This window comes from Paenibacillus sp. J14 (genome assembly GCF_000518465.1).
GTDB classification, from domain to species: Bacteria; Bacillota; Bacilli; order Paenibacillales; family Paenibacillaceae; genus Fontibacillus; species Fontibacillus barengoltzii.
Window position 1 is genome coordinate 96,426 of the sequence record NZ_JADQ01000011.1, and the last position, 24,052, is coordinate 120,477.

At 52.1% G+C, this 24,052-nt stretch carries 26 protein-coding genes and 1 riboswitch; of the genes, 3 read left to right on the forward strand and 23 right to left on the reverse strand.

Translation table 11 applies throughout. The features are described 5' to 3' along the window. Positions 1-102 precede the first annotated feature (102 nt). Positions 103-1,137 (forward strand): zinc-binding alcohol dehydrogenase family protein, encoded by a 1,035-nt coding sequence (locus M891_RS0105840; protein ID WP_028538168.1) that lies wholly within the window; start codon positions 103-105, stop codon positions 1,135-1,137. A 53-nt stretch (positions 1,138-1,190) separates the two neighbouring features. Here M891_RS0105840 and murA read toward each other — a convergent pair whose 3' ends face one another. From murA to upp, 14 genes are all read right to left on the reverse strand, one after another. Next, entirely contained in the window at positions 1,191-2,534 is a 1,344-nt protein-coding gene (gene murA, locus M891_RS0105845; protein ID WP_036699475.1) for a UDP-N-acetylglucosamine 1-carboxyvinyltransferase, read from the reverse strand. 312 nt (positions 2,535-2,846) lie between these two features. Next, positions 2,847-3,098, reverse strand: a complete 252-nt coding sequence (locus M891_RS0105850) for a DUF1146 family protein (protein WP_016314167.1) — start codon at positions 3,096-3,098, stop codon at positions 2,847-2,849. 288 nt (positions 3,099-3,386) lie between these two features. Further along, the gene (locus M891_RS0105860) at positions 3,387-3,803 is read right to left on the reverse strand and encodes a F0F1 ATP synthase subunit epsilon (protein WP_016314168.1); all 417 of its coding nucleotides are present in this window, start codon (positions 3,801-3,803) and stop codon (positions 3,387-3,389) included. A gap of 60 nt (positions 3,804-3,863) precedes the next feature. Beyond that, the gene (atpD, locus tag M891_RS0105865) at positions 3,864-5,255 is read right to left on the reverse strand and encodes a F0F1 ATP synthase subunit beta (protein ID WP_016314169.1); all 1,392 of its coding nucleotides are present in this window, start codon (positions 5,253-5,255) and stop codon (positions 3,864-3,866) included. Between the two features lie 35 nt (positions 5,256-5,290). Then, positions 5,291-6,151 (reverse strand): ATP synthase F1 subunit gamma, encoded by an 861-nt coding sequence (atpG, locus tag M891_RS0105870; protein ID WP_028538170.1) that lies wholly within the window; start codon positions 6,149-6,151, stop codon positions 5,291-5,293. A gap of 224 nt (positions 6,152-6,375) precedes the next feature. Continuing rightward, positions 6,376-7,890, reverse strand: a complete 1,515-nt coding sequence (gene atpA / locus M891_RS0105875; RefSeq protein WP_016314171.1) for a F0F1 ATP synthase subunit alpha — start codon at positions 7,888-7,890, stop codon at positions 6,376-6,378. A 15-nt stretch (positions 7,891-7,905) separates the two neighbouring features. Continuing rightward, on the reverse strand, positions 7,906-8,451 hold the full coding sequence (locus M891_RS0105880; protein ID WP_009223741.1) for a F0F1 ATP synthase subunit delta: 546 nt from the start codon (positions 8,449-8,451) through the stop codon (positions 7,906-7,908). Further along, positions 8,448-8,936, reverse strand: a complete 489-nt coding sequence (gene atpF, locus M891_RS0105885; RefSeq protein WP_009223740.1) for a F0F1 ATP synthase subunit B — start codon at positions 8,934-8,936, stop codon at positions 8,448-8,450. Before atpF ends, M891_RS0105880 begins: the two co-directional genes overlap by 4 nt. A gap of 115 nt (positions 8,937-9,051) precedes the next feature. Then, a complete protein-coding gene (atpE, locus tag M891_RS0105890) occupies positions 9,052-9,276 on the reverse strand; it encodes a F0F1 ATP synthase subunit C (RefSeq protein ID WP_009223739.1) in 225 nt (74 codons plus the stop codon). Between the two features lie 115 nt (positions 9,277-9,391). Further along, a complete protein-coding gene (atpB, locus tag M891_RS0105895) occupies positions 9,392-10,210 on the reverse strand; it encodes a F0F1 ATP synthase subunit A (protein ID WP_009223738.1) in 819 nt (272 codons plus the stop codon). A gap of 40 nt (positions 10,211-10,250) precedes the next feature. Next, positions 10,251-10,625, reverse strand: a complete 375-nt coding sequence (locus M891_RS0105900) for an ATP synthase subunit I (RefSeq protein WP_009223737.1) — start codon at positions 10,623-10,625, stop codon at positions 10,251-10,253. After that, positions 10,618-10,863, reverse strand: coding sequence for an AtpZ/AtpI family protein (locus tag M891_RS0105905; RefSeq protein ID WP_009223736.1), 246 nt, complete (start codon positions 10,861-10,863; stop codon positions 10,618-10,620). The genes M891_RS0105900 and M891_RS0105905 overlap by 8 nt, the downstream gene beginning before the upstream one ends. A 182-nt stretch (positions 10,864-11,045) precedes the next feature. Continuing rightward, positions 11,046-12,200 carry a non-hydrolyzing UDP-N-acetylglucosamine 2-epimerase gene (gene wecB / locus M891_RS0105910; protein WP_028538171.1) on the reverse strand — a complete coding sequence of 385 codons (1,155 nt, stop codon included), beginning with the start codon at positions 12,198-12,200 and terminating at the stop codon, positions 11,046-11,048. A gap of 323 nt (positions 12,201-12,523) precedes the next feature. Further along, complete coding sequence (gene upp, locus M891_RS0105915) at positions 12,524-13,153, reverse strand: uracil phosphoribosyltransferase (RefSeq protein WP_009223734.1); 630 nt, start codon at positions 13,151-13,153, stop codon at positions 12,524-12,526. Positions 13,154-13,434: 281 nt separating this feature from the next. Here upp and M891_RS0105920 point away from each other — a divergent pair, with 281 nt between their 5' ends. Then, positions 13,435-13,926, forward strand: a complete 492-nt coding sequence (locus M891_RS0105920; RefSeq protein ID WP_028538172.1) for an RrF2 family transcriptional regulator — start codon at positions 13,435-13,437, stop codon at positions 13,924-13,926. Between the two features lie 59 nt (positions 13,927-13,985). Continuing rightward, entirely contained in the window at positions 13,986-14,891 is a 906-nt protein-coding gene (locus M891_RS0105925; protein ID WP_028538173.1) for an NAD(P)/FAD-dependent oxidoreductase, read from the forward strand. Between the two features lie 85 nt (positions 14,892-14,976). Here M891_RS0105925 and glyA read toward each other — a convergent pair whose 3' ends face one another. From glyA to M891_RS0105975, 9 genes are all read right to left on the reverse strand, one after another. After that, positions 14,977-16,224, reverse strand: coding sequence for a serine hydroxymethyltransferase (gene glyA, locus M891_RS0105930; protein ID WP_028538174.1), 1,248 nt, complete (start codon positions 16,222-16,224; stop codon positions 14,977-14,979). Between the two features lie 33 nt (positions 16,225-16,257). Beyond that, positions 16,258-16,842: a TIGR01440 family protein gene (locus tag M891_RS0105935; protein ID WP_016314174.1), complete on the reverse strand. Its 585-nt coding sequence runs from the start codon at positions 16,840-16,842 to the stop codon at positions 16,258-16,260. Positions 16,843-16,994: 152 nt separating this feature from the next. Next, a riboswitch (ZMP/ZTP riboswitch) is annotated at positions 16,995-17,077 on the reverse strand. A gap of 48 nt (positions 17,078-17,125) precedes the next feature. Beyond that, the gene (locus M891_RS0105940) at positions 17,126-17,710 is read right to left on the reverse strand and encodes a low molecular weight protein arginine phosphatase (RefSeq protein WP_016314175.1); all 585 of its coding nucleotides are present in this window, start codon (positions 17,708-17,710) and stop codon (positions 17,126-17,128) included. Between the two features lie 74 nt (positions 17,711-17,784). Next, positions 17,785-18,345: a manganese efflux pump MntP gene (locus M891_RS0105945; RefSeq protein ID WP_028538175.1), complete on the reverse strand. Its 561-nt coding sequence runs from the start codon at positions 18,343-18,345 to the stop codon at positions 17,785-17,787. A gap of 470 nt (positions 18,346-18,815) precedes the next feature. Further along, positions 18,816-19,679: a DUF72 domain-containing protein gene (locus tag M891_RS0105950; RefSeq protein WP_028538176.1), complete on the reverse strand. Its 864-nt coding sequence runs from the start codon at positions 19,677-19,679 to the stop codon at positions 18,816-18,818. Positions 19,680-19,683: 4 nt separating this feature from the next. Then, a complete protein-coding gene (locus M891_RS0105955) occupies positions 19,684-20,781 on the reverse strand; it encodes an L-threonylcarbamoyladenylate synthase (protein ID WP_028538177.1) in 1,098 nt (365 codons plus the stop codon). A 254-nt stretch (positions 20,782-21,035) separates the two neighbouring features. Continuing rightward, the gene (gene spoIIR, locus M891_RS0105960) at positions 21,036-21,737 is read right to left on the reverse strand and encodes a stage II sporulation protein R (RefSeq protein ID WP_028538178.1); all 702 of its coding nucleotides are present in this window, start codon (positions 21,735-21,737) and stop codon (positions 21,036-21,038) included. Positions 21,738-21,833: 96 nt separating this feature from the next. Further along, the gene (locus M891_RS0105965; RefSeq protein ID WP_028538179.1) at positions 21,834-23,057 is read right to left on the reverse strand and encodes an FtsW/RodA/SpoVE family cell cycle protein; all 1,224 of its coding nucleotides are present in this window, start codon (positions 23,055-23,057) and stop codon (positions 21,834-21,836) included. A 716-nt stretch (positions 23,058-23,773) separates the two neighbouring features. Further along, positions 23,774-24,052, reverse strand: a 279-nt coding sequence (locus M891_RS0105975; protein WP_028538180.1) for an IS3 family transposase, incomplete at its 5' end; no start/stop codon positions are given.

The window sequence follows — 24,052 nt, forward strand, 5'->3', positions numbered from 1 at the left end:
TCCACAATAGTATACAAATGTGTACTACATAACATTAATGTGCGTACTTCCCATTTTAGTGCATTACATTTACATTAACAATAGAAAAGGAGGAGGTATACTATGGCGAATCAAACCATGAAAGCCGTTGGATTCTATAACTATTTGCCCATCGATCACCCGGAGAGCTTGTTGGATCTCGAGATGGACAGACCTGTTCCAACCGGTAGAGATTTGCTGGTCAAGGTTCATGCGATCTCCGTCAATCCTGTCGACACGAAGGTGCGAAAGCCCAAAAGTAAAGTGGAGTCTTCCCCCCGAGTAATCGGTTGGGACGTTGCAGGCATCGTTGAAGAAGTGGGGCCGGACGTGACCTTGTTTAAGCCGGGGGACGCCGTGTATTATGCCGGCAGCATCACCCGTCCTGGAGGGAACAGCGAATTCCACCTGGTTGACGAACGGATCGTTGGTCGTAAACCAACTTCGCTGGATTTCGCCGAGGCAGCCGCTCTCCCATTGACCGCAATTACCGCATGGGAAGCATTGTATGATCGCTTAGGCATCTCCAAAGACGCCAACCAGAATGCCGGAAAAACCATTCTGATCATAGGCGCTGCTGGAGGTGTAGGCTCTATCGCCACACAACTGGCCAAGCATGCCGGACTTACAGTGATCGGCACAGCTTCCCGTCCTGAATCGGTCAAATGGGTGAAAGAGCTGGGGGCGGATGATGTCATCAATCACTTTGACCCTTTTGTTCCTCAACTTCAAGCGCTGGGAGTTCAACATGTCGACTATATCTTTTGCTTGAATACCACCGAAAAACACTGGAAGAACATGGTCGATGCGATCGCTCCTCAAGGCAAAATCTGCTCGATCGTCGAAACGGATGAGCCGGTCAACATTTCCCTGTTGCAGCAGAAAAGCGTCACCTTCGTCTATGAGCTGATGTTCACTCGCCCGATGTTCCAAACGGAAGATATGATTGAGCAACATCATCTACTGAACGCTTTGTCCGATTTGATCGATCAAGGAGTGATTCGTTCGACCATTGCAGAGAAGCTATCTCCAATTAACGCGGCCAATCTCCGCAAAGCCCATGCGCTGCTCGAATCCGGAAGAACCATCGGCAAAGTAGTGCTGGAACACTTCAATTAAAGAAAAAAACCATGCCTTCGGCATGGTTTTTTCATACATCTATGAACTTCAGCTTAAGCCCAAGAGGGCTGAATTTTCAAAACGGGGATTTCCTCTTTGGCGCTAGCTGATACTTTCTCGGTTTCCGGAGCGGTCTCTTCGACCGAAATCCGCCAAATGTCCGCACCTAAGCCAGACAGCTTCTCGGCCAAATCCACGTATCCCCGGTCGATATGATGCGTCCCGCTGACTTCCGTCGTTCCGTCCGCTACCAATCCAGCTAAGATCAGTGCCGCTCCGGCACGAAGGTCGGTGGCGCATACCTTGGCTCCGCTGAGCTTGTTGCTCCCGGAAATAATTGCACTGCGTCCTTCCACCTTAATGTCGGCATTCATTAAACGGAACTGATCGACATGCATAAAGCGGTTTTCGAATACCGTTTCGGTAATGACACTCGCTCCTTCGGTTACGAGCAGCAGGGCCATCATTTGCGCTTGCATATCTGTTGGGAAGCCCGGATACGGTAATGTTTTTACATCCACTGCTTTTAGCGGTTTGTCTGCGATCACACGTACGCCGTTCTCCTGTACTTCTACGGTGACGCCCATTTCCTCCAGCTTGGAAATCACCGGTCCCAAGTGATCCGCGATCGCCCCTTCGACAAAGACGTTCCCGCCAGTAATTGCCGCAGCGACCATAAACGTTCCTGCCTCGATCCGGTCCGGGATCACCGTATGCTCGCAACCACGCAACCGTTCGACGCCTTCAATCCGAATCATACCCGTTCCCGCTCCGCGGACAACGGCTCCCATACTGTTCAAATAATTGGCCAGATCAACGATTTCCGGCTCTTTCGCTGCATTTTCAATAATGGTTGTGCCTTCCGCCAAGGTTGCCGCCATCATAATGTTCTCCGTTGCGCCTACACTGGCAACGTCCAAATAAATCTTAGCCCCGCGGAGGCGGCCGTTCGACTTGGCTTCGATAAACCCGTGGCCGATGGTGATTTCTGCACCCATCGCTTCGAAGCCTTTCAGATGCTGGTCAATCGGTCTGGTTCCGATCGCACAGCCACCCGGGAGGGAAATCCGGGTGAATCCCATTCTTGTTAACAATGGACCCATGACAAGAAAAGACGCCCGCATCTTTCGCACCCATTCATAAGGCGCCTCGCAAGAAGTGATTTGCCGCGCATCGACGGTAATGACCTCTCGGTCATACTTAACAGCTGCTCCTAGCGACTCCAACACTTTATTAATGGTCATTACATCGTCAAGAGGGGGTGCATCGCGAATGACGCTGACTCCTTCTTCACCCAGTAAAGACGCTGCAATGATCGGTAGCACTGAATTTTTAGCACCGCTGACTTTTACGTTCCCGGCCAAAACATTGCCACCGCGGACGATAAATTTGCTCATCATGGTTCCCTCCGCGCGTTCATTTTCACTTTTTTTCCCGATTTGGAAAAAGATTTACCTGGTTCAATCCCTAAATTTCATCATATCACCGGTCATTTAAGGCACACAAGGCTCCAATCTTGTCGAAAAAGCGTGTTTTGGCACAGAAATCGCTTCTTGCCCAGATTATGGACATGCTCTCGAGTTGTAGTCCTTATTCACCATTGTTGACACAATGAAATGATGTTATTCGACAATTTCCTTCCTGATCTGTCTGTAGACGAACTCCGCAAACACTAAGCTAAACACTCATACGAATGCTTAAAGTTAAGCTCAAAACATATACTTCAGCATTTGGGTATATTGCCAATAATCCATAATAAAAGCAGCTACGAATCGGCCTAGTACAATGGCGAGCAGCAGATGCAGCAGCTTGCCTTGCGGGCTCTTGGGGTGGCGAATGAATAGATCCAGCTTCAAATTCTGCAGGGCCAGCCACGACAGCACCACGCACGCCAAGGAGACGAGGATCGCTGTCAAGCCGTTTACCCCCACTGAAGACGCTACCTGATCGACGGGATTCATAATAAATCCTCCATCACGTTTATATTTATGCAGCAAGTACCTAAACGGTTAATTCTTCCCCATTAGACGCTGTCACATTGATCATAGTTGCGTTAGGTTCGTATTTATATATCGGTTTCGATCCTGTAAAAATATAGACCTTATATATCATACTTGGCATCGCCGCAATAATCCAGCTTTTCTTTGTCATGCAAAGGCTTCCAACGGCATCTATTACCAAAATATCATTCTGACGTCATTCTGTAAGAAAAAACAGGCACCCCAAAGAGGTGCCCGTTATTTTGCAGTCTATTGCTGTTTGCGGTTGGTGACCACGTTAATCCGGGTGACCGCCCGCTGCAACGCGAGCTCTGCACGGCGATGATCGATACGATCCTGGTTGCTGCGATTCGCCAAACGGCGTTCCGCACGCTCACGTGCCGCGATGGCCCGCTCCAGATCGATCTCCTCCGGCAGCTCTGCGCTCTCGGCAAGTACGATCACCTTATCGCCCTGTACTTCGATAAATCCACCGTGTACGGCGATGTACGTCTCTTCCTTGCCGATTTTCGCAACCACCGGGGCAACTTGCAGCGGGGTCACGAGCGGGATATGGCCCTTCAAAACGCCAAACTCCCCTTCAACGCCGCGGACCGTCAAGCTGTCAACCTCTTTCGAGAACACCACATGCTCCGGCGTAACGATTTCCAATAAAAAGGTGCTCAAGTGTTATCCCTCCTGTTCGTGGGACAGTTCATTTCTGAAGCATCCGGATTCGGCTTCAAATTACAGCGTTTTGGCCTTTTCGACAGCTTCTTCAATCGTTCCTACGAACAGGAACGCTGCTTCCGGAAGATCGTCATGCTTGCCTTCCAAGATTTCTTTGAAGCTGCGGACCGTCTCGGCGATCGGCACATATTTCCCTTTAATTCCCGTAAACTGCTCAGCCACGTGGAATGGCTGCGACAGGAAGCGTTCGATTTTCCGGGCACGGGCAACGAGCGTTTTATCGTCGTCGGACAATTCATCCATACCGAGGATCGCGATAATATCCTGCAGTTCTTTATAACGAGCCAAGATTTGTTTTACGCCTTGGGCTACGGCATAGTGCTCTTCGCCTACGATTTCCGGCGTCAAAATCCGCGAGCTGGAAGCCAGCGGGTCTACGGCCGGGAAAATCCCTTTCTCGGAAATTTTCCGTTCCAGGTTCGTCGTTGCGTCCAAGTGAGCAAACGTTGTAGCTGGAGCCGGGTCGGTATAGTCGTCCGCAGGAACGTAAATCGCTTGAATCGAAGTAACGGAACCTTTCTTCGTCGAAGTGATCCGTTCTTGCAATTGACCCATTTCCGTTGCCAGCGTCGGCTGGTAACCTACTGCGGAAGGCATCCGTCCGAGCAACGCGGAAACCTCAGAACCCGCTTGCGTAAACCGGAAGATGTTGTCGATGAAGAGCAATACGTCGCGGCCTTCTTGGTCGCGGAAGTATTCTGCCATCGTCAGACCCGTCAAGGCTACGCGAAGACGTGCACCTGGCGGTTCGTTCATTTGACCGAAGACCATCGCCGTTTTCTCGATAACGCCAGATTCCGTCATTTCCATGTAAAGGTCGTTCCCTTCACGGGTACGTTCCCCTACACCGGCAAATACGGAGATCCCGCCATGTTCGTGAGCGATGTTGTGGATCAATTCCTGAATCGTAACGGTTTTACCTACGCCGGCACCACCGAACAAGCCGATTTTACCGCCTTTGGCGTAAGGCGCCAGCAGGTCGATAACCTTGATCCCGGTTTCCAGCATTTCCGCTTGCGTCGACAGATCTTCAAACTTCGGCGGTTCGCGGTGGATTGGGTATCTCAATTCGCTGTTGGTTTCACCCTTGTTATCAATCGGCTCACCCAGCACGTTAAATACGCGGCTCAATGTCGCCGAACCGACTGGAACCGAAATCGGTGCTCCTAAGTCGATTGCTTCCGTACCGCGCACAAGGCCGTCTGTCGAGGCCATCGCGATACAACGAACGAGGTTATCGCCCAGATGATTGGAAGCTTCCAGAACCAAAGCAGACTGGCCGTCTTGCTTCTCAATTTTAATTGCGTTATAGATTTCCGGGAGTTGACCGCGCTCAAATTCGATGTCAACAACCGGACCCATTACGCTGACAACGCGTCCTTTGTTCATCTTCGTTTCCCTCCTAAAATTGCTGCCCGGAACGATCAGCCTTGTGCGTTAGCTCCGGCCACGATCTCCGTAATTTCTTGCGTAATCGCCGCTTGACGAGCGCGGTTGTACGTCAGGGTAAGTTCATTAATCATCTTCGTCGCGTTTTTGGTCGCGCTGCCCATTGCAGTCATTTTCGCACCAAGCTCACTGGCTTTACCGTCAAGAAGCGCACCAAAGATCAACGTTTCGGCATATTTCGGAAGAAGTACTTCTAATACGCCCTCCGGCGAAGGTTCATACTCATAGCTGCTGACCGGGCCCTCGCTCTCCACCGAATCAAAGGGGAGAAGACGCTCCACGGTTGGCAGTTGGGTAATCGCATTGATGAACCGGTTATAGCAAACGTAAATTTCGTCGAATCGTTCGGTTTCGAAGCCTTGCACCGCTGCATAGGTCAACGACTTAATATCCGCAAATCTCGGAGAGTCCGAAAGCTCAGTTACTTCATGAACAACCGGATAATTGCGGCGTTTGAAATAGTCTCTGCCTTTGCGGCCGATGACAAACAGTTCGTATTCCGAAGTCGAGGTGTGGCGAGAACGGATCAAATCCGTCACTTTCCGCAAAATATTCGCGTTATATCCGCCAACCAAACCGCCGTCGGACGTAATCACGATATACGCGGTCCGCTTGACCGGACGCGACACGAGCATCGGGTGACTAACGCCTTGAGAGGCAGCCGCGATGCTGGATACTACCTCTTTCAGCTTCTCTGAGTATGGCCGAGCCGCTTGCGCTCTCTCCTGCGCTTTACGCAGTTTCGCCGAGGCTACCATTTCCATCGCTTTGGTGATTTGCCGGGTGTTCTGAACGCTTTTAATCTGACGCTTGATTTCGCGCATCCCTTTTGCCATGATTTCACCACCTTAAAGTTTTGGCGAAGCCAAAACTAACTTCGTAAGCATGAGCCTAACTTTGGCAGAGCCAAAGTTACTTCGTAAGCATGTGCTTAGTTTTGGCGAAGCCAAAACTAACTTCGTAAGCATGAGCCTAACTTTGGCCTGACCAAAGTATTTTTTACACATAGGCGTAAACCGGCATTGCGCTTAGCCAAGGCCGGTTTGCCGCAAGAACATTCTTATGCCGTAGTCGCGAAACCGCGTTTGAATTGCTCGATTACTTCTTTCAGCTTCGTTTCGTTCTCTGGCGTCAGATCCTTGGTGTCGCGGATCGACTGCAGAACATCGTCATGCTGATTTTGGACAAAAGACAGGAATTCCGCTTCAAAGCGGCGCACGTCAGCTAGCGGGATATCATCCAGATACCCTTTGACTGCGGTATACAAGCTGATGACTTGTAGTTCAACCGCCAACGGTTGGTTAACGCCTTGCTTCAGGATTTCCATCATACGCGAACCACGGGTCAACCGAGCTTGCGTCGATTTGTCCAGATCAGAACCGAACTGGGAGAACGCTTGAAGCTCGCGGTATTGGGCCAGGTCCAGACGCAACGTACCGGCAACCTTCTTCATTGCCTTGATTTGCGCGGAACCGCCAACCCGGGATACGGAGATACCCACGTTAACCGCTGGACGTTGACCGGAGTAGAACAGGTCGGACTCCAGGAAGATCTGACCGTCGGTAATGGAAATAACGTTTGTTGGAATGTACGCCGATACGTCGGAAGCTTGCGTTTCGATAAACGGAAGCGCCGTGATCGAACCGCCGCCAAGCTCGTCGCTCAGTTTGGCTGCACGTTCCAGCAGACGGGAGTGCAAGTAGAAGACGTCACCCGGATACGCCTCACGGCCCGGAGGACGACGGAGCAGCAAGGAAAGTTCGCGGTAAGCAGCTGCTTGTTTCGACAAATCGTCATAAATAATCAGGACATGCTCGCCTTTGTACATGAAGTACTCAGCCATAGCTACCCCAGCATAAGGAGCAATGTACAGAAGCGGTGCCGGTTCCGAAGCGGAAGCCGATACCACGATCGTGTAATCCAGTGCACCGTGGCGACGAAGTGTTTCAACTACGCTAACAACGGTCGATTGCTTCTGACCGATCGCTACGTAAATACATTTCACGCCATTGCCTTTTTGGTTGATGATCGTATCGATGGCAATCGCCGTTTTACCGGTTTGACGGTCACCGATAATAAGCTCCCGTTGACCACGACCGATCGGAACCATCGAGTCGATCGCTTTAATCCCCGTTTGCATTGGTTCATGAACCGATTTCCGGTCGATAACGCCAGGAGCGTTATTTTCGACTGGACGGAATTCCGTCGTTTCAATCGGTCCTTTCCCGTCGATCGGTTGACCCAGCGGGTTCACAACGCGGCCCAGCATCGCTTCGCCGACAGGAACCTGCATGATTTGGCCGGTCCGTTTCACTTGATCGCCTTCGCGGATTTCGCTGTAAGGGCCGAGGATAACGACACCCACATTGCTCTCTTCCAGGTTCAGAGCAAGACCAAAAATGCCATTTTCAAACTCGAGCAGCTCGTTTGCCATCGCGTTCTCAAGTCCGTGAACACGGGCGATACCGTCACCAACTTGAATAACGGTGCCGACTTCAGCTACTTCGATTTCCGATTTATATTGTTCGATCTGACTTTTAATCAGTGTACTGATCTCTTCAGGTCTGATACTCAAGTGTTTCACCCCTATCTACAGTGCTTGTCTTCGAAAAGACTTTTCAAGCCGTTCCAATTTCCCGGCCAAGCTTCCATCGTACAACGTGTCGCCAATTCGTACTTTCATTCCGCCAAGCAACGATTTGTCGATCACGTTCTCGACGCGAATCTTCTTATTTAAGAGGGCGCCGAACTCCGCAGCAACCTGCTGCTTCTCCTCTTCGCTAAGCGGGTAAGTCGTTGTCACCAACGCATTGGCAAGTCCAAGCGCTTCGCTGGAAATGCTCACGTAAGCGTCTACCAGCTCCGGCAAGAGTCCGATTCTTCCGCGTTCTACCAGAAGCTTCACCGTCGAAACTACAGGTTTGGACAGTTTGCCTTCAATCGCATTGGAGATGGCTTCCCATTTCGCCGATTCCGTAATCTTCGGTGAGGCAAGAAAATGCTCAATATCCCCTGCCTGGAAAGCTGCCGCCAGTGCTTTCAACTCTTCTTCAACTTCCAGCGTCCGGCTTTCCGCCGCAGCGATCTCATACAATGCTTTGGCATACCGTTTTGCAGCTACGGTCTCGCGGCTCATGAGCGGCCACCGACCTCTTTAAGGTACTTGTCAACCAGTTCGCCTTGAACGCTGTCTTCGCTGACTTCTTTCTCGATCAGCTTGGATGCGATCTTCACCGACACAGCGCCCACTTCGCTGCGAAGTTGTTCCACCGCGCGGTTCTTCTCGTTCTGAATGTCGCGTACCGCTTCTTCCTTCAAGCGGGCCGCCTCGTTCTTGGCTTCCTCCAGCATTTGAGCGGCTTGCTTGCTGCTCGTCTGCTTGGATTGTTCAATAATTTCATACGCCTCTTTGCGTGCTTGCTGAAGGGCAGCTTTTTGCTCCTCCACATAAGCATTTGCCTGTTCACGTGTTTGCGCCGCTTCACTCAGCTGTTGCTGAACGAGTTCACGACGCTTCTCCATCACGGAAAACAGCGGACCAAATGCGTATTTGTTCAACAAGAAGTATAAAATCCCGATCGCAATCAATGCGAGGACGGTGTTTTCCCATACGAATTCCAAACTCAAGTCACTCCTTTCCGAAGCCTATCCGCATATCGCGTATCGCCCGCCCTGGGCTAAAAAGAAGGCGAGGACGTCTGTGGCCTTCCCCGCCATTTCTTTTCTAAAAATCTTATTAAGCCTGACCAAAGAACATAAATGCCAGGACCACGCCGATGATCGGAAGTACCTCGATCAAACCTACGCCGATAAACATCGTTGTTTGCAGAGTGGACTTCGCTTCAGGTTGACGAGCGATCCCTTCAACTGTTTTGCTGATAACCATACCGTTACCCAGCGCTGCGCCAAATGCGCCCAAACCTGCTACGATAGCTGCTGCTAATAATGCCATTGCTCCCATTTTGTATATCCTCCTTAAGTAAAATCAATTTTTATAGTTCAGTCAGGTTGAAGTCGTTCTCCAATCCGTAACTTGAAACTTAGACTAGCTTATGCGGGCTTCCAACACTGCCCGGTTAATGCTCTTCGTGACTTTCCAGGTTTTGCGAGATATAAACCATCATCAAGATGACAAAGACGAAAGCCTGGATAGCACCTACGAAAATACTGAATCCATCCCATACCATCAAGAGCGGAACGGAGAAGATCGCACCAACCACGCTTGCTTTGGCCAACGTCATAATGGTGGAGATCAGTACCTCGCCTGCGAAGATATTCGCGTAAAGACGAACGCCATGCGTTACCAGCTTCGAGAGCTGCTCAATCAAGTTAATTGGTAGAAACAAAGGATAGGGCTGAACGTAATGCTTAAAATAATTTCTCGTGTTTCTCACCATCCCCAAACCGTGGGACAATGTGAAGACGAGCAAGGCCAGACCCATCGTTACGCTGAGATCAGCTGTCGGCGATTTCCACCATGCCACCTCGGCGTGAGCTTCCTCACCCGGATGCTTCTCGTGCTCTTCCGCGAGCACCTTCGTAACCGAAGTGATTTCCTGACCGAAAATTTTCGCTTTCGCCGGATCATCATACTCCGTTACGACCCCAAACAGAAGCCCTAGCATGTTGGCGACAAAGATAAACATAATCATCGTCATGGCCAGGGAGAGAAAAGGTCTTCCCTTCTTCAGATCCATGGTGCTGGAGATCAAGTTCTGAACGAACTCAGCTGCCCACTCCATGAAATTCTGAAGCTTGCCGGGATTCTCTACGGATAGATTCCGAGTCGCTAGACGCGCGATGACGAACACGATGGTGCAGGTCACCACCAGCATCAAGATGATGGACAAGTCCAAATGCAGACCGCCCAACTCTATGACCGGAGCTTCATGCATGTTTTCTCACCCCCATTCCAAGTTGAAATGCTATCAAGCTTTAAGGCTTACGAGAAAAACGAATACCTATAAAAAGAAGAAAAAATTGCGCAAAAACCAGACTGCCGGCAACCGCATACACGTTAAAATACTGCGGATATTTCATTGCGGCAAAAACCGCTAGAACCGCCAGTGCTGCACGGGTTAGAAACCCCATGTTCAACCGCTTCGAACCACCGTTAACCGCGGCATCTAGCACTTGCCGGACTTTGCGACCTAAGTAAACCGCGTTAATCCAGCTGACCGCTGAGCCGAGCGCGATGCCGAGCATAATGCTTTGATACTGCGGCAATAAAGCGCCTCCCAGAAAACACAGGGCCAAGAAACCTAGGGTTCCGGCTGTTAGAGCGCGGTTGTATTTCGAGAGCTCATCCATCTTTTCCTCCCACAACCGACTTAATTAGAGCGACAATGCCGACAATACCCGCTGCAATGCCGATCAGAACCCCAAGGCCAATGCCCAGTCCATTCTTGAACCACAGCTTATCCAACCAGGCGCCAAGGAAGTAACCTCCCACAGCGCACACGGCAAAGTTCGTTCCTAAAGCGGTTACCACAGCGACAGCCTTCCATACGCTGTTGTTGTTTTTATCAGGTTTAATCGGGTCTTTCATCTCAAATCACCCTAATAATCCCAATTTATTTTACTAATTGTGAAGAGTTATTGTCAATTGAGGTTTTTTAGTGATTTAAAGCCATGAAATGCTAAATTTGCCCTTGCAATCCTGAATAAAACGCATACAGCGTACAGTAATACTGTATACTTTTTTGGGCTCGCGATCAAAACAAATTTTCGCTAGTTTGTGAACTTTCTGTGAAATTCCTCCGGACGATCCTTTAAAAATCCAAAATGGTGACAAATCGCATTGACAATTCTTTGAGATGCTTGTCCATCACCGTACGGATTCGCTGCCCGGCTCATCGATTCGTATAGCTTTTGATCGCTAAGCAACGCCTTTGTCCGTTCATAAACCATCTCCTCATTTGTGCCGACTAACTCCAGCGTCCCCGCTTCGATCCCTTCGGGCCGCTCCGTCGTATCACGAAGCACTAGCACCGGAACACCAAAGGATGGTGCCTCTTCCTGCAAACCGCCCGAATCCGTAAGTATCAAATGCGTATGAGGGTAGAAGTTGTGCAGATCCACCACATCTAATGGATCAATAAGTTTAATACGGGGATGATCGCCCAACGTTGCATAAGCCGGCTCCCTGACCGCAGGGCTTGGGTGAACCGGGTACACGATGGCTACATCCTCAAACTCATCGGCAATTCTTCTTACGGCGCGGAAGATATTCAGATGCGGTTCGCCTTGCGACTCGCGGCGGTGCGCCGTCATGAGAATAAGCCGCTTTCCAGCGGCCCAGTCCAGCACAGAATTCGTGTAATTCGGCTGTACTGTATATTGAAACACATCCGTTACCGTGTTGCCTGTGACATATATAGCTGACTCCGGTTTATTTTCCTTACGTAAATTTCCAGCTGACCATTCCGTCGGAGCAAAATGAAGATCAGCTAAAACGCCGGTCAACTGCCGGTTCATCTCTTCTGGATAAGGGGAGAGCTTGTTCCACGTCCGCAATCCGGCCTCGACATGCCCCACCTTGATCTGTTGCAGGAAAGCAGCATAACTTGCCAAGAAAGTCGTTAACGTATCACCGTGCACAAGCACAATGTCGGGTTTGGCCTCCTTCAGGACGCCCTCCAATCCTTGCAGCACACGAATCGTAATTTCGTTCAGCGTCTGGTTGGGCTTCATGACGTCCAGATCATAGTCCGGAACGATCTTAAAGACGTCCAGCACCTGATCAAGCATTTCACGGTGCTGGGCCGTTACACACACCACCGATTCGATTTTGTCGGGATGCTTCTGCAGCTCCAGAATCAGCGGCGCCATTTTAATCGCTTCGGGTCGAACGCCGAAGATCGTCATTACTTTAATCTTGCTCACCCTACTCAATTCCTTCCATATAGAGGTAATCAAAATAAGTTGTTGTCGTTTGGTATGCGGCAGCAATGAACTGTAAAAGATACCGTTAATTTCGGGTATCTGGCGTAATTGCCTCAATTAGCTGTAAAAGCTACCGTTAATTTGGGCGTAACCCGGATTTTTCACTAAGATCGACCAAATTAAAGGTAGCATTTACTGTTATTTCGCTTCAATTCGCAAATGGATCGAAAACTAACGGTATGATTCACCGTAAAGCAGTCTCTCGTCCCTACGCCTTTCCCCTAACTTCACAAGACCTTGGAGGCTTGATTCAGGCGTTTGGCTTACTTCGTGCCGTACAACCGATCACCGGCGTCGCCCAAGCCTGGAATGATATAGCCATGCTCATTCAGATGGCTGTCCAATGCCGCAACATAAATGTCTACATCCGGGTGCACGTCGTGAACGGCTTTGACCCCTTCCGGCGCGGCAATCAGGTTCATCATTTTGATCTGCGTGCAGCCGCGATTCTTCAACGCGGTAATCGCCGCAATAGCGGATCCCCCAGTAGCCAGCATCGGGTCGATCACGATCAGCTCACGCTCCTGAACATCCGTAGGAAGCTTGATGTAATACTCAACTGGCTGCAGCGTATCCGGATCACGGAACAAGCCGACATGTCCCACCTTCGCCGCAGGAAGCAGCTTCAACACTCCGTCCAGCATGCCCAGCCCGGCGCGGAGAATCGGAATCAGCCCCAGCATCCGCCCAGAGATGACCTTCGACTCGGCCTCAGCAACCGGCGTCTGCACTTTGATTGACTCGAGCGGAATGTCCCGCGTAATTTCATAAGCCATCAACGTCGCTACTTCATCTACCAGTTCACGAAAATCCTTAGTGTTCGTGCGCATGTCGCGGATAAAAGTCAGTTTGTGTTGAATCAAAGGGTGATCACATACCACCAGTTTTCTCATATTTCGTTCTTCCCTCCGGTTTTATTGCTAAGTCTTTACTTGCTTGTTCGTTCCCATTCTTCGAACGTCCACAAATCTTGTCTATTATATCACTCCAAGATGGCATTTTCACCCTCACGCCAACTTGTCAGAAAGCCGTCATAAAAACGTCACTCATCCTTTAAAAGATCCGTCGGGGCCGAAAAACACCGCACTCTCTCGCAGATCGTCTTGACAATGTGGAAAAGCCCTCGTTATTATGGATATATTAAGTCCATAATTAACAGAGGAGAGGAACTGCCATTCAGTATTCCAAAAGTACCGATTATGCGCTGCATGCTCTCATTCACTTGGCAAGCGTGGATCGTGGCCAGAACATTGGAATCAAACCATTGTCCGCTGCGCTTGGCGTTTCGGAGAGCTATCTTTCTAAAATTATGTCCAAGTTGCGGCAAGACGGCATCGTCCGGGCTGTTCCAGGTGTAAACGGCGGCTATGAACTGGCGAAGCCTGCAGATCAAATAACGTTTCTTGAAGTAATACAGGCAATCGAAGGCCGCCAGCACCTGTTCGAATGTTCCAACATATCATCCCAACAGCATCAGTTGCTTGCTGAACAAGATCAGGAGGAACGCGGACAATCCAACCTGAATCCTAACCGGAACGTCTGTCTCGTTAAACAGGTCATGGACGGTGCTGAACGTCAGCTCAATCAATACCTACAGGAGCATACGATACAGACGGTGGTGGATGCGGCAGTCGCAGCTGGGAGGTTCCCCGTCCACAAGAAGTGATTTAACGCTTCTTGTATTTTAATTATGGATATAATAGATCCATGGAGGTGTATTAAAGTATGCTTGATGCTGTCATTATCGGCGGCGGCCCTGCCGGCCTGAGTGCCGCCCTGATGCTGGGAAGGGCCCGAAAACACGCAGTGGTCCTCGATGAAGGACGCCCCCGCAACGCGGTGACCCGTGAGGCCCACGGATTCCTGACGCGCGACGGAATTCCCCCCGGGGAACTGCGGCGGTTAGCCAAGGAACAAATCTCACGTTATCCTGGCATCACTTTTATGGAAGATATAGCCCATCTCGTTACCGGCTCGAATGGCAATTTTCAAATCACGACCTCCCGAGGCGCAACCCTTCACAGTAAGAAGTTGCTGTTTGCCGTTGGCATGAAGGATCGTCCCTTGAATATTCCGGGGCTGGCTGAGGTTTATGGAAAAAGCGCCTTCGTTTGCCCTTATTGCGACGGCTGGGAACTACGCAACGAGCCTTGGGTAATCATATCAACCGGAGCAGATGCCATGCACTTCATCCCGCTGATTTCCGGCTGGACGGATCGCTTTACCTTGTGCACGAATGGTCCCGACGGATTGACCGAAGCGGATCGCGAGGATTTACGACGCCATGGAGTCCCTCTATATGACACTCCCATCCGTTCCATTGAATCGGAAGAAGGGATCGTGCAGCAGGTTGTTCTCGAGGACGGTACAGCCATTGCATGCAGGGGGATTTTTTTTAGACCGGATCTAAAGATCGGATCGGACCTCCCTGAAGCCTTAGGATGTGAGATGACCGAAGCGGGAACGATTGTCGTCGATGAATTCGGAAGAACTACCGTGCCAGGGGTATTTAGCGCTGGAGACGCAATTACGATGCGCCATCAAGCGATTGCAGCAGCTTCTTCTGGAGCCATGGCTGCTGCGGCACTTAACAATGAATTAAATATGGAGGCTTGGAGGGAAAACGGTTAAGCTTCGTCCAAGATGAGGAAAAATTCATGAAACGCCAAATAACCGGGAGCGAAGTGCTCCCGGTTTTGCTCTAGATAAATTCAAATTAATATTGAAGATTTGGATACAGCGGGTACCGATCCGTTAATGCCGACACCTGTTTACGCGCTTTATCCAACACCGCTTCGTCCTTCGGCGATTTCAGCACAGTAGCGATGATCTGCCCAATTTCCTTCATCGCTTCCTCATCCATGCCGCGGGAAGTCGCCGCCGGCGTACCGATGCGGATACCGCTGGTGATGAATGGGCTGGTTGGGTCGAACGGAATCGCATTTTTGTTCACCGTGATCCCGATCGAATCCAGAACATGCTCGGCGTCTTTCCCTGTGATGTTCAGGTTGCGCGTATCCACCAGCATCAGGTGGTTATCTGTGCCGCCGGATACGATGTTAAGGCCTTCGGACATCAGCGTTTCCGCCAGGACTTTAGCGTTCTTCACTACATTTTGGGCATAAGTTTTAAAAGAAGGCTGAAGCGCTTCGCCCAAGGCCACTGCTTTCGAAGCAATCACGTGCATCAGCGGGCCGCCTTGCGTACCAGGGAATACCGCTTTGTCAATCGCGGCTGCCCAAGGCTGCTTGCACAGAATCATCCCGCCGCGTGGTCCGCGCAGCGTCTTGTGGGTGGTGGTCGTCACAAAATGAGCATGTGGAACCGGGTTTGGATGCAAGCCCGCAGCCACAAGACCGGCAATATGCGCCATGTCGACCATAAACAACGCACCTACGTCGTTGGCGATCGAAGCCAGCTTCTCGAAATCGATGATCCGCGGATATGCGCTCGCTCCAGCCACGATCAGACGTGGACGATGCTTAAAAGCGGCTTTGCGCACTTCATCGTAATCGATCAAGAACGTATCTTCTTGTACCCCATAAGCCACGAAATTATAGTACAAACCGGAAGCGTTGACCGGGCTGCCGTGGGTCAAGTGACCGCCATGCGCCAGGTTCATCCCCAACACGGTGTCGCCAGTTTTGAGGGCAGCCAGGTAAACCGCAAGGTTCGCTTGTGCTCCGGAATGCGGTTGAACGTTGGCGTGGTCAGCGCCAAACAATTCCTTGGCCCGATCGCGGGCGATATTTTCCACGATGTCTACGCGTTCGCAGCCGCCGTAATACCGTTTGCCTGGATAACCTTCAGCGTATTTGTTTGTGAGCACGGATCCCATCGCTTCCATAACCGCCTCACTGACGATGTTCTCGGAAGCGATCAGCTCAATGTTGTTACGCTGACGCTTGAGCTCCAGATTCATAGCCTCCAGTACCGCTGGATCTTGCTTTCTCAAATTTTCCATCTTCCGTTGTCCTCCTTAGAATCTAATCTATACTTAATCGCAAAGCGTGGAATCCGAATCCGGCGGCAGCGTATAAACGGCTCGTTCCCCGCCGATCAGCTTCGGACGGGTCGTCGCTGCTGTAACGCGTGCTTGCCCAACCAGGCGCAGTGAAGGACGAAAAGGCACCGCCACCCGCCGCAAATGCATGCCGATCAGCGTTTCGCCGATATCGATCCCGGCATGGGCTTCAAGCGTCTCGGCCAGGCACGGGTCCGACAAACGCCGATAGGCTGCAGCGGCCATCGAACCGCCTGCCTTCGGCACGGGAACCGCAGCAACTTCCGTCAAGGAAAATCGCTCCAGCACCGCCCGTTCAACCACCAGCGCACGATTTAAGTGCTCGCAGCATTGAAAGGCGACGTCAAAGCCGTATTTGGCCCGAACCTGTTCAATTCCCGCCCACAGCTCAGCCGCGATGTCCTCAGCTCCGCTCGTGCCAATTCGTTTGCCCGCCACTTCACTCGTGCTGGCCCCGATGACCAGCAGCTTCCCCGGACCCAGATGAGCTGCAACGGCTACTTCCTCTGCAATTGTTGCTACCTGTGCCCGCAGGGTACCGAGCTCTTCCTGTTCCATGTGATGCCAGCTCCTTTCTCCGCAAACCAAACAACATGTCACAAAGACTGTCCTTATTATATCAGAGAAAGGCGAACCGCAAACGGATGTCCGTCCGCTTCGTTCAAACCCAACCAACAAAAAAAGAGCATAACGCAACTGACGTGCGTCGTGCTCTTTGCCCAGGCGACCGGCCGTATTCTCCGATGCTCCATCGTGGTTTGATCCACTCTTGTCGCCAGTTACATCGGAGCTAAAACTTCTGCTATTAGAATAAAGCATCCGCGCAGCAAATGCAACTGGTTTAATGCCCCTCGCCGCGCTCCAGCTTGGCGATCAGCTTCTCCAGCGCTGCGCTGATCTCCGCCGCCGTTCGGTCGTAGTCTGCTCGCGAACCGCCAAACGGATCGGAAATATCGAACGCGGGCAGCCGAAGATGCAGCTCATCCAGTCGCCGCTGCTGCTCCGCAGGCCACTCCTTCCCCAGCGCTCGCGCCAGCTCCCGATCCGCCGCAAGGCGTCGGAACTCCTCCAAGGTAGCTAATATGGAGGCGTCTTCTTCAACGTATTCTTTTAATGTAAATATTTTATCGGCTGTCTCCGGAAATGAATGGATCACCTGGCGCTTATGCCCTTGCGTCAGTGTCAGAATCAGATCAGCCCACTCCGCCAGTTCGGCATAAAGAGGGGTAGATTCGAAAGTCTCTTTAATCCCCCGGTCCCGCAACACCGCTTCCGCATGACGGGAAATGGAGGCCCCTTTCATGGCGGCTACGCCAGCCGAGCGGACTTCCACGTCCAGCCCCCGGTCCCGCGCCAGCTTGCGCAGCATCCCTTCGGCCATCGGGCTGCGGCAGGTATTTCCGGTACATACAAACAAGATGCGCATGCCCTTTCACCTCCATATTCAGCGGGAAAGCTTACCCGCGTTTGGACCTTATTTTATCACGAAAGGCCTCGGTTTCAAAAGATAAACAATAGTCCAAACGCCAGCAAGATTGCTCCGCCAGCCGCCTCCCCGTAATCGCCCAGCGAACGCCCCATGCCTCGTCCCATCGCCAGTCCAAACAAGGACATGATCCCGCCAAAAAATCCAAAGGCCAGCACCGTCAGGAGCCAGTCTCCATGAAACATGCCCAGCGACACCCCGACGGAAAACGAATCGATGCTGACGCTTAACGAAAATAGCAGCGCACCTAACCAAGTCCGATGGTTGATGGACTGTACGCCGCTGCCTTTGATCGAGCTGACGATCATATGCGTCCCAAGCAGGAATAGAAGTCCGCCTGCCACATACCGTGCCAAGCTTCCCAGCAGCGCACCGACATACTGTCCCGCTGCAATTCCCAACAGAGGCATTAACACGTGAAAGAGAGCCACCATCGTCCCGATGCGGAACGCATCTTTCCGCCGGACTCCCTTCATGCCGATGCCGACACCCAGCGATAAAGCATCCATGCCCAGCGCAATCGCCATCAGCAGGATCGTCACCAGCTCTCCCAGCCGCTCATAAGCCTCTGCCATAACCGTAAGTCCCCTTTGTCCGTCTTTTGTACAACCATATGCGGACAGGTCCCGGTTCATGACTTCACGCAGCCTTCTTTGTGCATTCCTATCAAGTGAGCCCCACCATTAACGGCGAGCTCCCAACAGCAGAGGATCTCCGATCAATGGAGGAACTCCCACCAACAATAGTGGAACTCCCCCAGCAATGTGAAATTAGCGGTAAAAGACGGCGTTATATTCTCAACACATGGGGAAAGTTGGACAAATAACGGTATTTTGTACCGCTAAATTGCCCTTTAGACGCCTGTAATCCCGAAATCCGTAAAAATAACACCATGATTTACCGCTATTTACTCAAAACATAACCTTACCTCTAATAATAACGTCACTTTTTACCGCTAAAAGCGGCAACCATCGTCGCACGTGCCTACACAGTACCAAGACACCTTAAGCTTCCCTTTAGTTCAGCAGGCGAAACGTTCATTCCACTAATCCTCCCAACCGCCGAACAAATCAATCTGATGCGGTGGAAGCTCCCGTGGCGATTGACCCAGCAGGCCCATCATATCCAAAGCGTTAGATGCTGCATCCCCGCCGGAATTGTTGTTAAAGATCATACAGATTTCCTGGGTCCCTTTGCTGAGCAGCTGGTTCAGCATGTCAACCCACTCCTGCAACTCCTCCAGCGAGTAACGGTACAACGTGCGAATCTCCCGCCAATTGGGCGCGCTGGCTTGACTCCAACCCGCAGCATTTCGTCCATGCATGCGAACGATCGTTAACTCAGGGTCAGTGGGCTCCAGCACCGTGGGTACGGAGCCTTGACCGATCTGGGGCTCATCGCAAACGATATGGATCCAGCCCTCCTGCCGCATGAACTCCAACGTGCGTTCTCGGTTAGCGGGCGTGAACCAGCTTTGATGGCGAAACTCCAACGCCAGCGGCAAGTTGCCCATCCATTTACGGATTGCGCGCAGCTGCCGGACATGCTCCGCCGTGCAATCGAACCAAGGTGGAAATTGGAACATTACAGCTTTGAGCCGGCCCGACTCCACCACCGGGTGAATCGAATCGAGATAGGCCTGGAACATCTCTCCGGGACCGCCAAAGGGCGTTTTCCCTCGGCTATGTCCAGTCATCCCTTGGTACGCTTTGATAATAAACGTGAAATCGGACGGCGTCTCCGCCAACCAGCGGCGATAGACCTCCTCGCCCAGCACAGCATAAAACGAACTGTCCACCTCGACCACGTTAAAAAACTTCGCGTACCAAGCGAGCTTGTCTTTGGCCGGCGTTCGGGCAGGGTATAAATCGTCATGATCGCCCCAGCCGGCCAGGCCGATGCGGATCATGACCTCACCCCCTGCCCTCTTCCGAATCTCCGCCGGCCTCAATCACCCGGTGACCGGCAGCTTTCAGCAGCCGGTTCATCACCGCCGAGCCGAGCCCGTCTTCGGGGCAGGCTTCGGCGAGAATGTACGTGACGCCGCAATCGTCGAAGCGGCGGAGCGCAGCGTAGAGACGGTGCGCCGCCGTCTCCAGCTCGTCCTCGCGGCCGAGCGAGAGCGCACAGTCGGCGCGGTAGGACGGGAGGCGCTCGTCGAAGGCGAGCACGCCCGTCTTCTCCCCGCGCGCCGCGGCCGCCGCGAGCTCGGCCTGGATGCGGTCCGCCACCCGATCGGCGGACCCGCGCACAATATGCAACACGCCCTGCGGCGCATAGTGCGTGTACTTCATGCCCGGCGCGCGAGGCGCAGCCGCCGGGCCAGGGGCCGCTTCGCCGCCCGCCTTCGCCTTCGGCTGCAGGGCGGCGTCCAGCCGCACGCCCGCGCCAGCCACGCGGGCGAGCTGCTCCACCGTGATCCCGCCAGGGCGGAGCACGGTGACAACCCCGTCCCGGCCGGCTTCCACGACCGTCGACTCCAGGCCCACCCCGGTGGGCCCGCCGTCGACGATGCCGTCAATGCGGCCGGACAAGTCCTCGCCCACGTGGCTCGCCAGCGTGGGGCTCGGACGGCCCGACCGGTTGGCGCTAGGCGCCGCCACCGGGCACCCCGCTGCGGCGATCAGCCGCAGCGCCACGTCGTGGGCGGGCATGCGCACGCCCACGGTGGACAACCCCGCCGTCACGCGCGGCGAGACGGCGCCTTCGGCCACGGGCAGCACCAGCGTAAGCGGCCCGGGCCAAAACGCCTCCATGAGCCGCTGTGCCGTCTCGTTCACTTCCGTGACGAGTCCGTCCAGCTGGCTCACGTCGGCGATGTGCACGATGAGCGGATTATCGGACGGGCGGCCCTTAGCGGCAAAAATCGCCTCCACCGCCGCCGTTTTCCGCGCATCCGCGCCAAGCCCATACACCGTCTCCGTCGGGAACGCCACCGTCCCGCCGGAGGCTAGTACAGCGGCGGCTTCTTTCAGCGCCGCCGCTTCCTCCGCATCCACATCATCCGGCACTCCAGCCCCAGCTCCAGTTCCAGGCTGGACATGCCACCAACGTGTCGTTTTGGGGGCCACTTCTTTTAAAGCAGGAAGATCCCCGCTGTGTTCCGCTTGATTTGGTTTCATAGATTCCTGTCGGCTCATTCTCGTTCATCCCAAACTGTTCAATAATATATTCTACTATTATACCCGAACCCAGCCATGCGCATAGCCGCAAAAAAACCGCCCGGCATCCCCGAACGGTTAAACAGTTCTCAATATATAAATCATTAAGCAAATAGACTAACAATCCAGTTCCAGAGCTTCACCAGCATATCCCACAGGAAGAAACGCACTTCCGTCTCCTCCGGTTCAACCTGAACGGCATCTCCCGCAGCCCCGGCAGCCGAGGCCTTTGCTGTTGCAGTGGTTACCGCCCCCGCGTCCTTAGCCAACGCGTCCCCGCTCCCGGCGTCGATGAAGCAAAGCGGCGGAAACAACACACACCACCAATTTTTCCCTTTCCCCTCGCCCAGCGTCACGCGCAGCGCTTCGTAGTCGCCCGCTGGATAAACGGCACCGCCGTACATTTTGGTCGGAAACGGCACGGTGCCGAGCTCAACTTGATAGTCGTAGTTTTTGCCATATTGCTTAAGCGTTTGACCAACTTGCTCCTCGATAGCCGGCAGATGCTCGCGGATCACCTGGCGCGCTTCCTCCAGACTCTGCGGATTCTCCAGCTGTGCAACCCAGCCGTTCATTTGCTCAACGACAGCATCGCGAACACGACGTTTGACGAGTTGATCCGCAGCTCCATCCGAATTTGCAAGAATGCGCAGCCGAATCGATTCCTGCGGAATCTGAGAAATCACCGCTTGCGACCCCGCCGCCGCGGCTGTATCAACCATTTGTCCTTCCCAGGACATCATCAACATAACAATCGAAAAAAAGATAAGTGCGATTTTCTTACGGGAAAATGAACGTCTACCCATGATTCCTTGCTCCTAACCAAACCGGTATTTCAGCCGCTGATGTCTATCAGTATGTCCGGTTAAGAGACTTCTAAACCTAGGAATCTAGTAAAAATGTTATCCCCGATTTTCCGACTGGCGTTTAGATCTGAGCAAGGCATAACGCGACGTAGGTGCCGACGAAGCCACAGGGGGCTTCTCTTCTTCCTTCTCTTGCCCGTAGATCCGGATGCTCATCGCCACGCCGATGCTCGCCATATTAATCAGCAGCGAGGTACCGCCATAGCTGATGAAGGGCAAAGTAATCCCTGTCAAAGGCATGAGACCAATGAACATGCCGATATTTTCAAAAATCTGATACAACAGCATCGCCACAATCCCCACGATTAAGTACGGCCCGCTGGTTTCGCGGGTCTCAAGCGAGATCAGAATGAGCCGGTGAATCAGTACAAAATACAACAGCAGCAACGCCGAGCTCCCGATAAAACCAAACTCCTCAGCGATCACCACAAAGATCGAATCCGAGTAGGTGAGCGGTACCCGTTCCGACTGCACCGTCTCCCCTTTCATGTACCCTTCCCCGGTCATGCCCCCGGAGGCAATGGCTAACTTGGCGTTTCGAGTGTGGTAGGAGGCGTCCTCAGACGCTTTCTCCGGCATGAGCCAAGGATCAATCCGGTTAATCCAGTGTTCCCGGCCGATTTCGACGAAGAAGTTGTACACTTGATCATGGTACGCTTTGTACGCCGTGATACCACCGATCACCGAGCCGGCAAAAATCACAAGCGCAATCAGCGCATGCCAATATTTAATATTCCCAATCCATAACATGCCCGCCAAAATCACGACATAGCTGAGTGCATTCCCCAAGTCGTTTTGGGCCATAACCGCAACAAACGGGATAAAAGTAAGCAAGCAGATCGGTACAACGTCCCGCCAAAAGGACAGACGAAGCTTGCGCTTGCGCAGCAACAAAAACCCGAGAAAAAGAACCAGCAGCAGCTTAAAAAACTCCGCCGGCTGAAAGCTCTGATTAATGACCGGGATCGTCAACCAACCGGTTGCGTTATAGTAGGTATTACCAATAAACATAACGACGATCAACAGCCCGAAGCCAAACAGGTACAAGTAAGGCGCATATTTCACAAGCAGCCGATAGTCGACAATCGAAACTCCAAAAAAGGCAACAAACCCCAGCGCATAATAAGCAAGCATGCGAATGTGATAGCCATGATATTGGGTGTTTGACGTAGCGCTGTACAACACCGCAATACTGATGGCCATGAGCAGCAACAGGATCACGACGATGGAGTAATCGATTTTTTTCAGTTTGCTCAGCATGAACATCCTCTTTTCTTGATCTAAAAACCCCGTACCTTTACTTTAAAAGAAACCCGGCCTAACTACAAATGAGCCCTACGACTCAAATAACGAGTCACAGCGTCAAAAGGTTACCTTTTTAGACTTATTTTGCCCCACGGCGTCATTTCTCACGTCTCCCTCATCCCTTGCCCCTCTTGCCTTGCTGTACCTTCCTCCCCCTCTTCACACGATTATCCCTTTCGCTCAGAAAGAAGAAAATGACCATCTATCTCCTCCTTCCGCCACTTTTCCACTCGAACTAACTTCACTCTTTTCTCTTTTTCTCACGCGCTCCCCTCTCACCTTGCCACTCTTTGCACCATTATCCCTTTTGTTCAGATAGGGGGAGCCTTCTTACGCTTTCTTACACCATTATCTCTTTCGTTCAGATGGGAAGTGTTTGCATACTCCTTCTTACACCATTATCCCCCTTGATCAGATGAGAGGTGCCTTCCTATTCCTTCTTACACTACTATCCCTTTCGTTCAGAAAGGAGTATCCTCTTACACCTTTACACCACTATCCCCTTCGCTCAGGCAGGAAGGATACTCATCGTCTCAACCATATCCAAATCGATCAGAAAGAAGAACTTGCTCTCGTCCCTATTTTCCAGGTTATCCCTCTCACTCAGGAATGAGGAGTCCAGGAAACTACTGTACCTCTGTCAATAGAGTAGACACAAAGAATCGAGAAAATTATGCGGCAGATCGGTACATACGTTCGCACTCATTGGGCGTAGAATACCCAATCGCGGAATGGATTCGTTTTCCATTGTAGAAGCAGGTAATATATTCAAAAATGCGTTTCTTGGCTTGCTTGCGTGTTTTGAACTTCTCCAAGTAGACAAGTTCTTTCTTAAGCACACTGTGGAACGATTCAATACACGCATTATCGTAGCAGTTCCCTTTGCGGCTCATACTGCCTTTCATCTTGTAGGTGCGCAGCCGCGCCTGGTAGTCATGAGAAGCGTACTG

Bases quoted from the DNA above. Each gene is read 5' to 3' on its own strand.
- M891_RS0105840 (WP_028538168.1), top strand. From the start codon at position 103: ATGGCGAATCAAACCATGAAAGCCGTTGGATTCTATAACTATTTGCCC.
- murA (WP_036699475.1), bottom strand. From the start codon at position 2,534: ATGAGCAAATTTATCGTCCGCGGTGGCAATGTTTTGGCCGGGAACGTA.
- M891_RS0105850 (WP_016314167.1), bottom strand. From the start codon at position 3,098: ATGAATCCCGTCGATCAGGTAGCGTCTTCAGTGGGGGTAAACGGCTTG.
- atpD (WP_016314169.1), bottom strand. From the start codon at position 5,255: ATGAACAAAGGACGCGTTGTCAGCGTAATGGGTCCGGTTGTTGACATC.
- atpG (WP_028538170.1), bottom strand. From the start codon at position 6,151: ATGGCAAAAGGGATGCGCGAAATCAAGCGTCAGATTAAAAGCGTTCAG.
- M891_RS0105880 (WP_009223741.1), bottom strand. From the start codon at position 8,451: ATGAGCCGCGAGACCGTAGCTGCAAAACGGTATGCCAAAGCATTGTAT.
- atpE (WP_009223739.1), bottom strand. From the start codon at position 9,276: ATGGGAGCAATGGCATTATTAGCAGCAGCTATCGTAGCAGGTTTGGGC.
- atpB (WP_009223738.1), bottom strand. From the start codon at position 10,210: ATGCATGAAGCTCCGGTCATAGAGTTGGGCGGTCTGCATTTGGACTTG.
- M891_RS0105900 (WP_009223737.1), bottom strand. From the start codon at position 10,625: ATGGATGAGCTCTCGAAATACAACCGCGCTCTAACAGCCGGAACCCTA.
- M891_RS0105905 (WP_009223736.1), bottom strand. From the start codon at position 10,863: ATGAAAGACCCGATTAAACCTGATAAAAACAACAACAGCGTATGGAAG.
- upp (WP_009223734.1), bottom strand. From the start codon at position 13,153: ATGAGAAAACTGGTGGTATGTGATCACCCTTTGATTCAACACAAACTG.
- M891_RS0105925 (WP_028538173.1), top strand. From the start codon at position 13,986: ATGCTTGATGCTGTCATTATCGGCGGCGGCCCTGCCGGCCTGAGTGCC.
- glyA (WP_028538174.1), bottom strand. From the start codon at position 16,224: ATGGAAAATTTGAGAAAGCAAGATCCAGCGGTACTGGAGGCTATGAAT.
- M891_RS0105935 (WP_016314174.1), bottom strand. From the start codon at position 16,842: ATGGAACAGGAAGAGCTCGGTACCCTGCGGGCACAGGTAGCAACAATT.
- M891_RS0105940 (WP_016314175.1), bottom strand. From the start codon at position 17,710: ATGCGCATCTTGTTTGTATGTACCGGAAATACCTGCCGCAGCCCGATG.
- M891_RS0105945 (WP_028538175.1), bottom strand. From the start codon at position 18,345: ATGGCAGAGGCTTATGAGCGGCTGGGAGAGCTGGTGACGATCCTGCTG.
- M891_RS0105950 (WP_028538176.1), bottom strand. From the start codon at position 19,679: ATGATCCGCATCGGCCTGGCCGGCTGGGGCGATCATGACGATTTATAC.
- spoIIR (WP_028538178.1), bottom strand. From the start codon at position 21,737: ATGGGTAGACGTTCATTTTCCCGTAAGAAAATCGCACTTATCTTTTTT.
- M891_RS0105965 (WP_028538179.1), bottom strand. From the start codon at position 23,057: ATGCTGAGCAAACTGAAAAAAATCGATTACTCCATCGTCGTGATCCTG.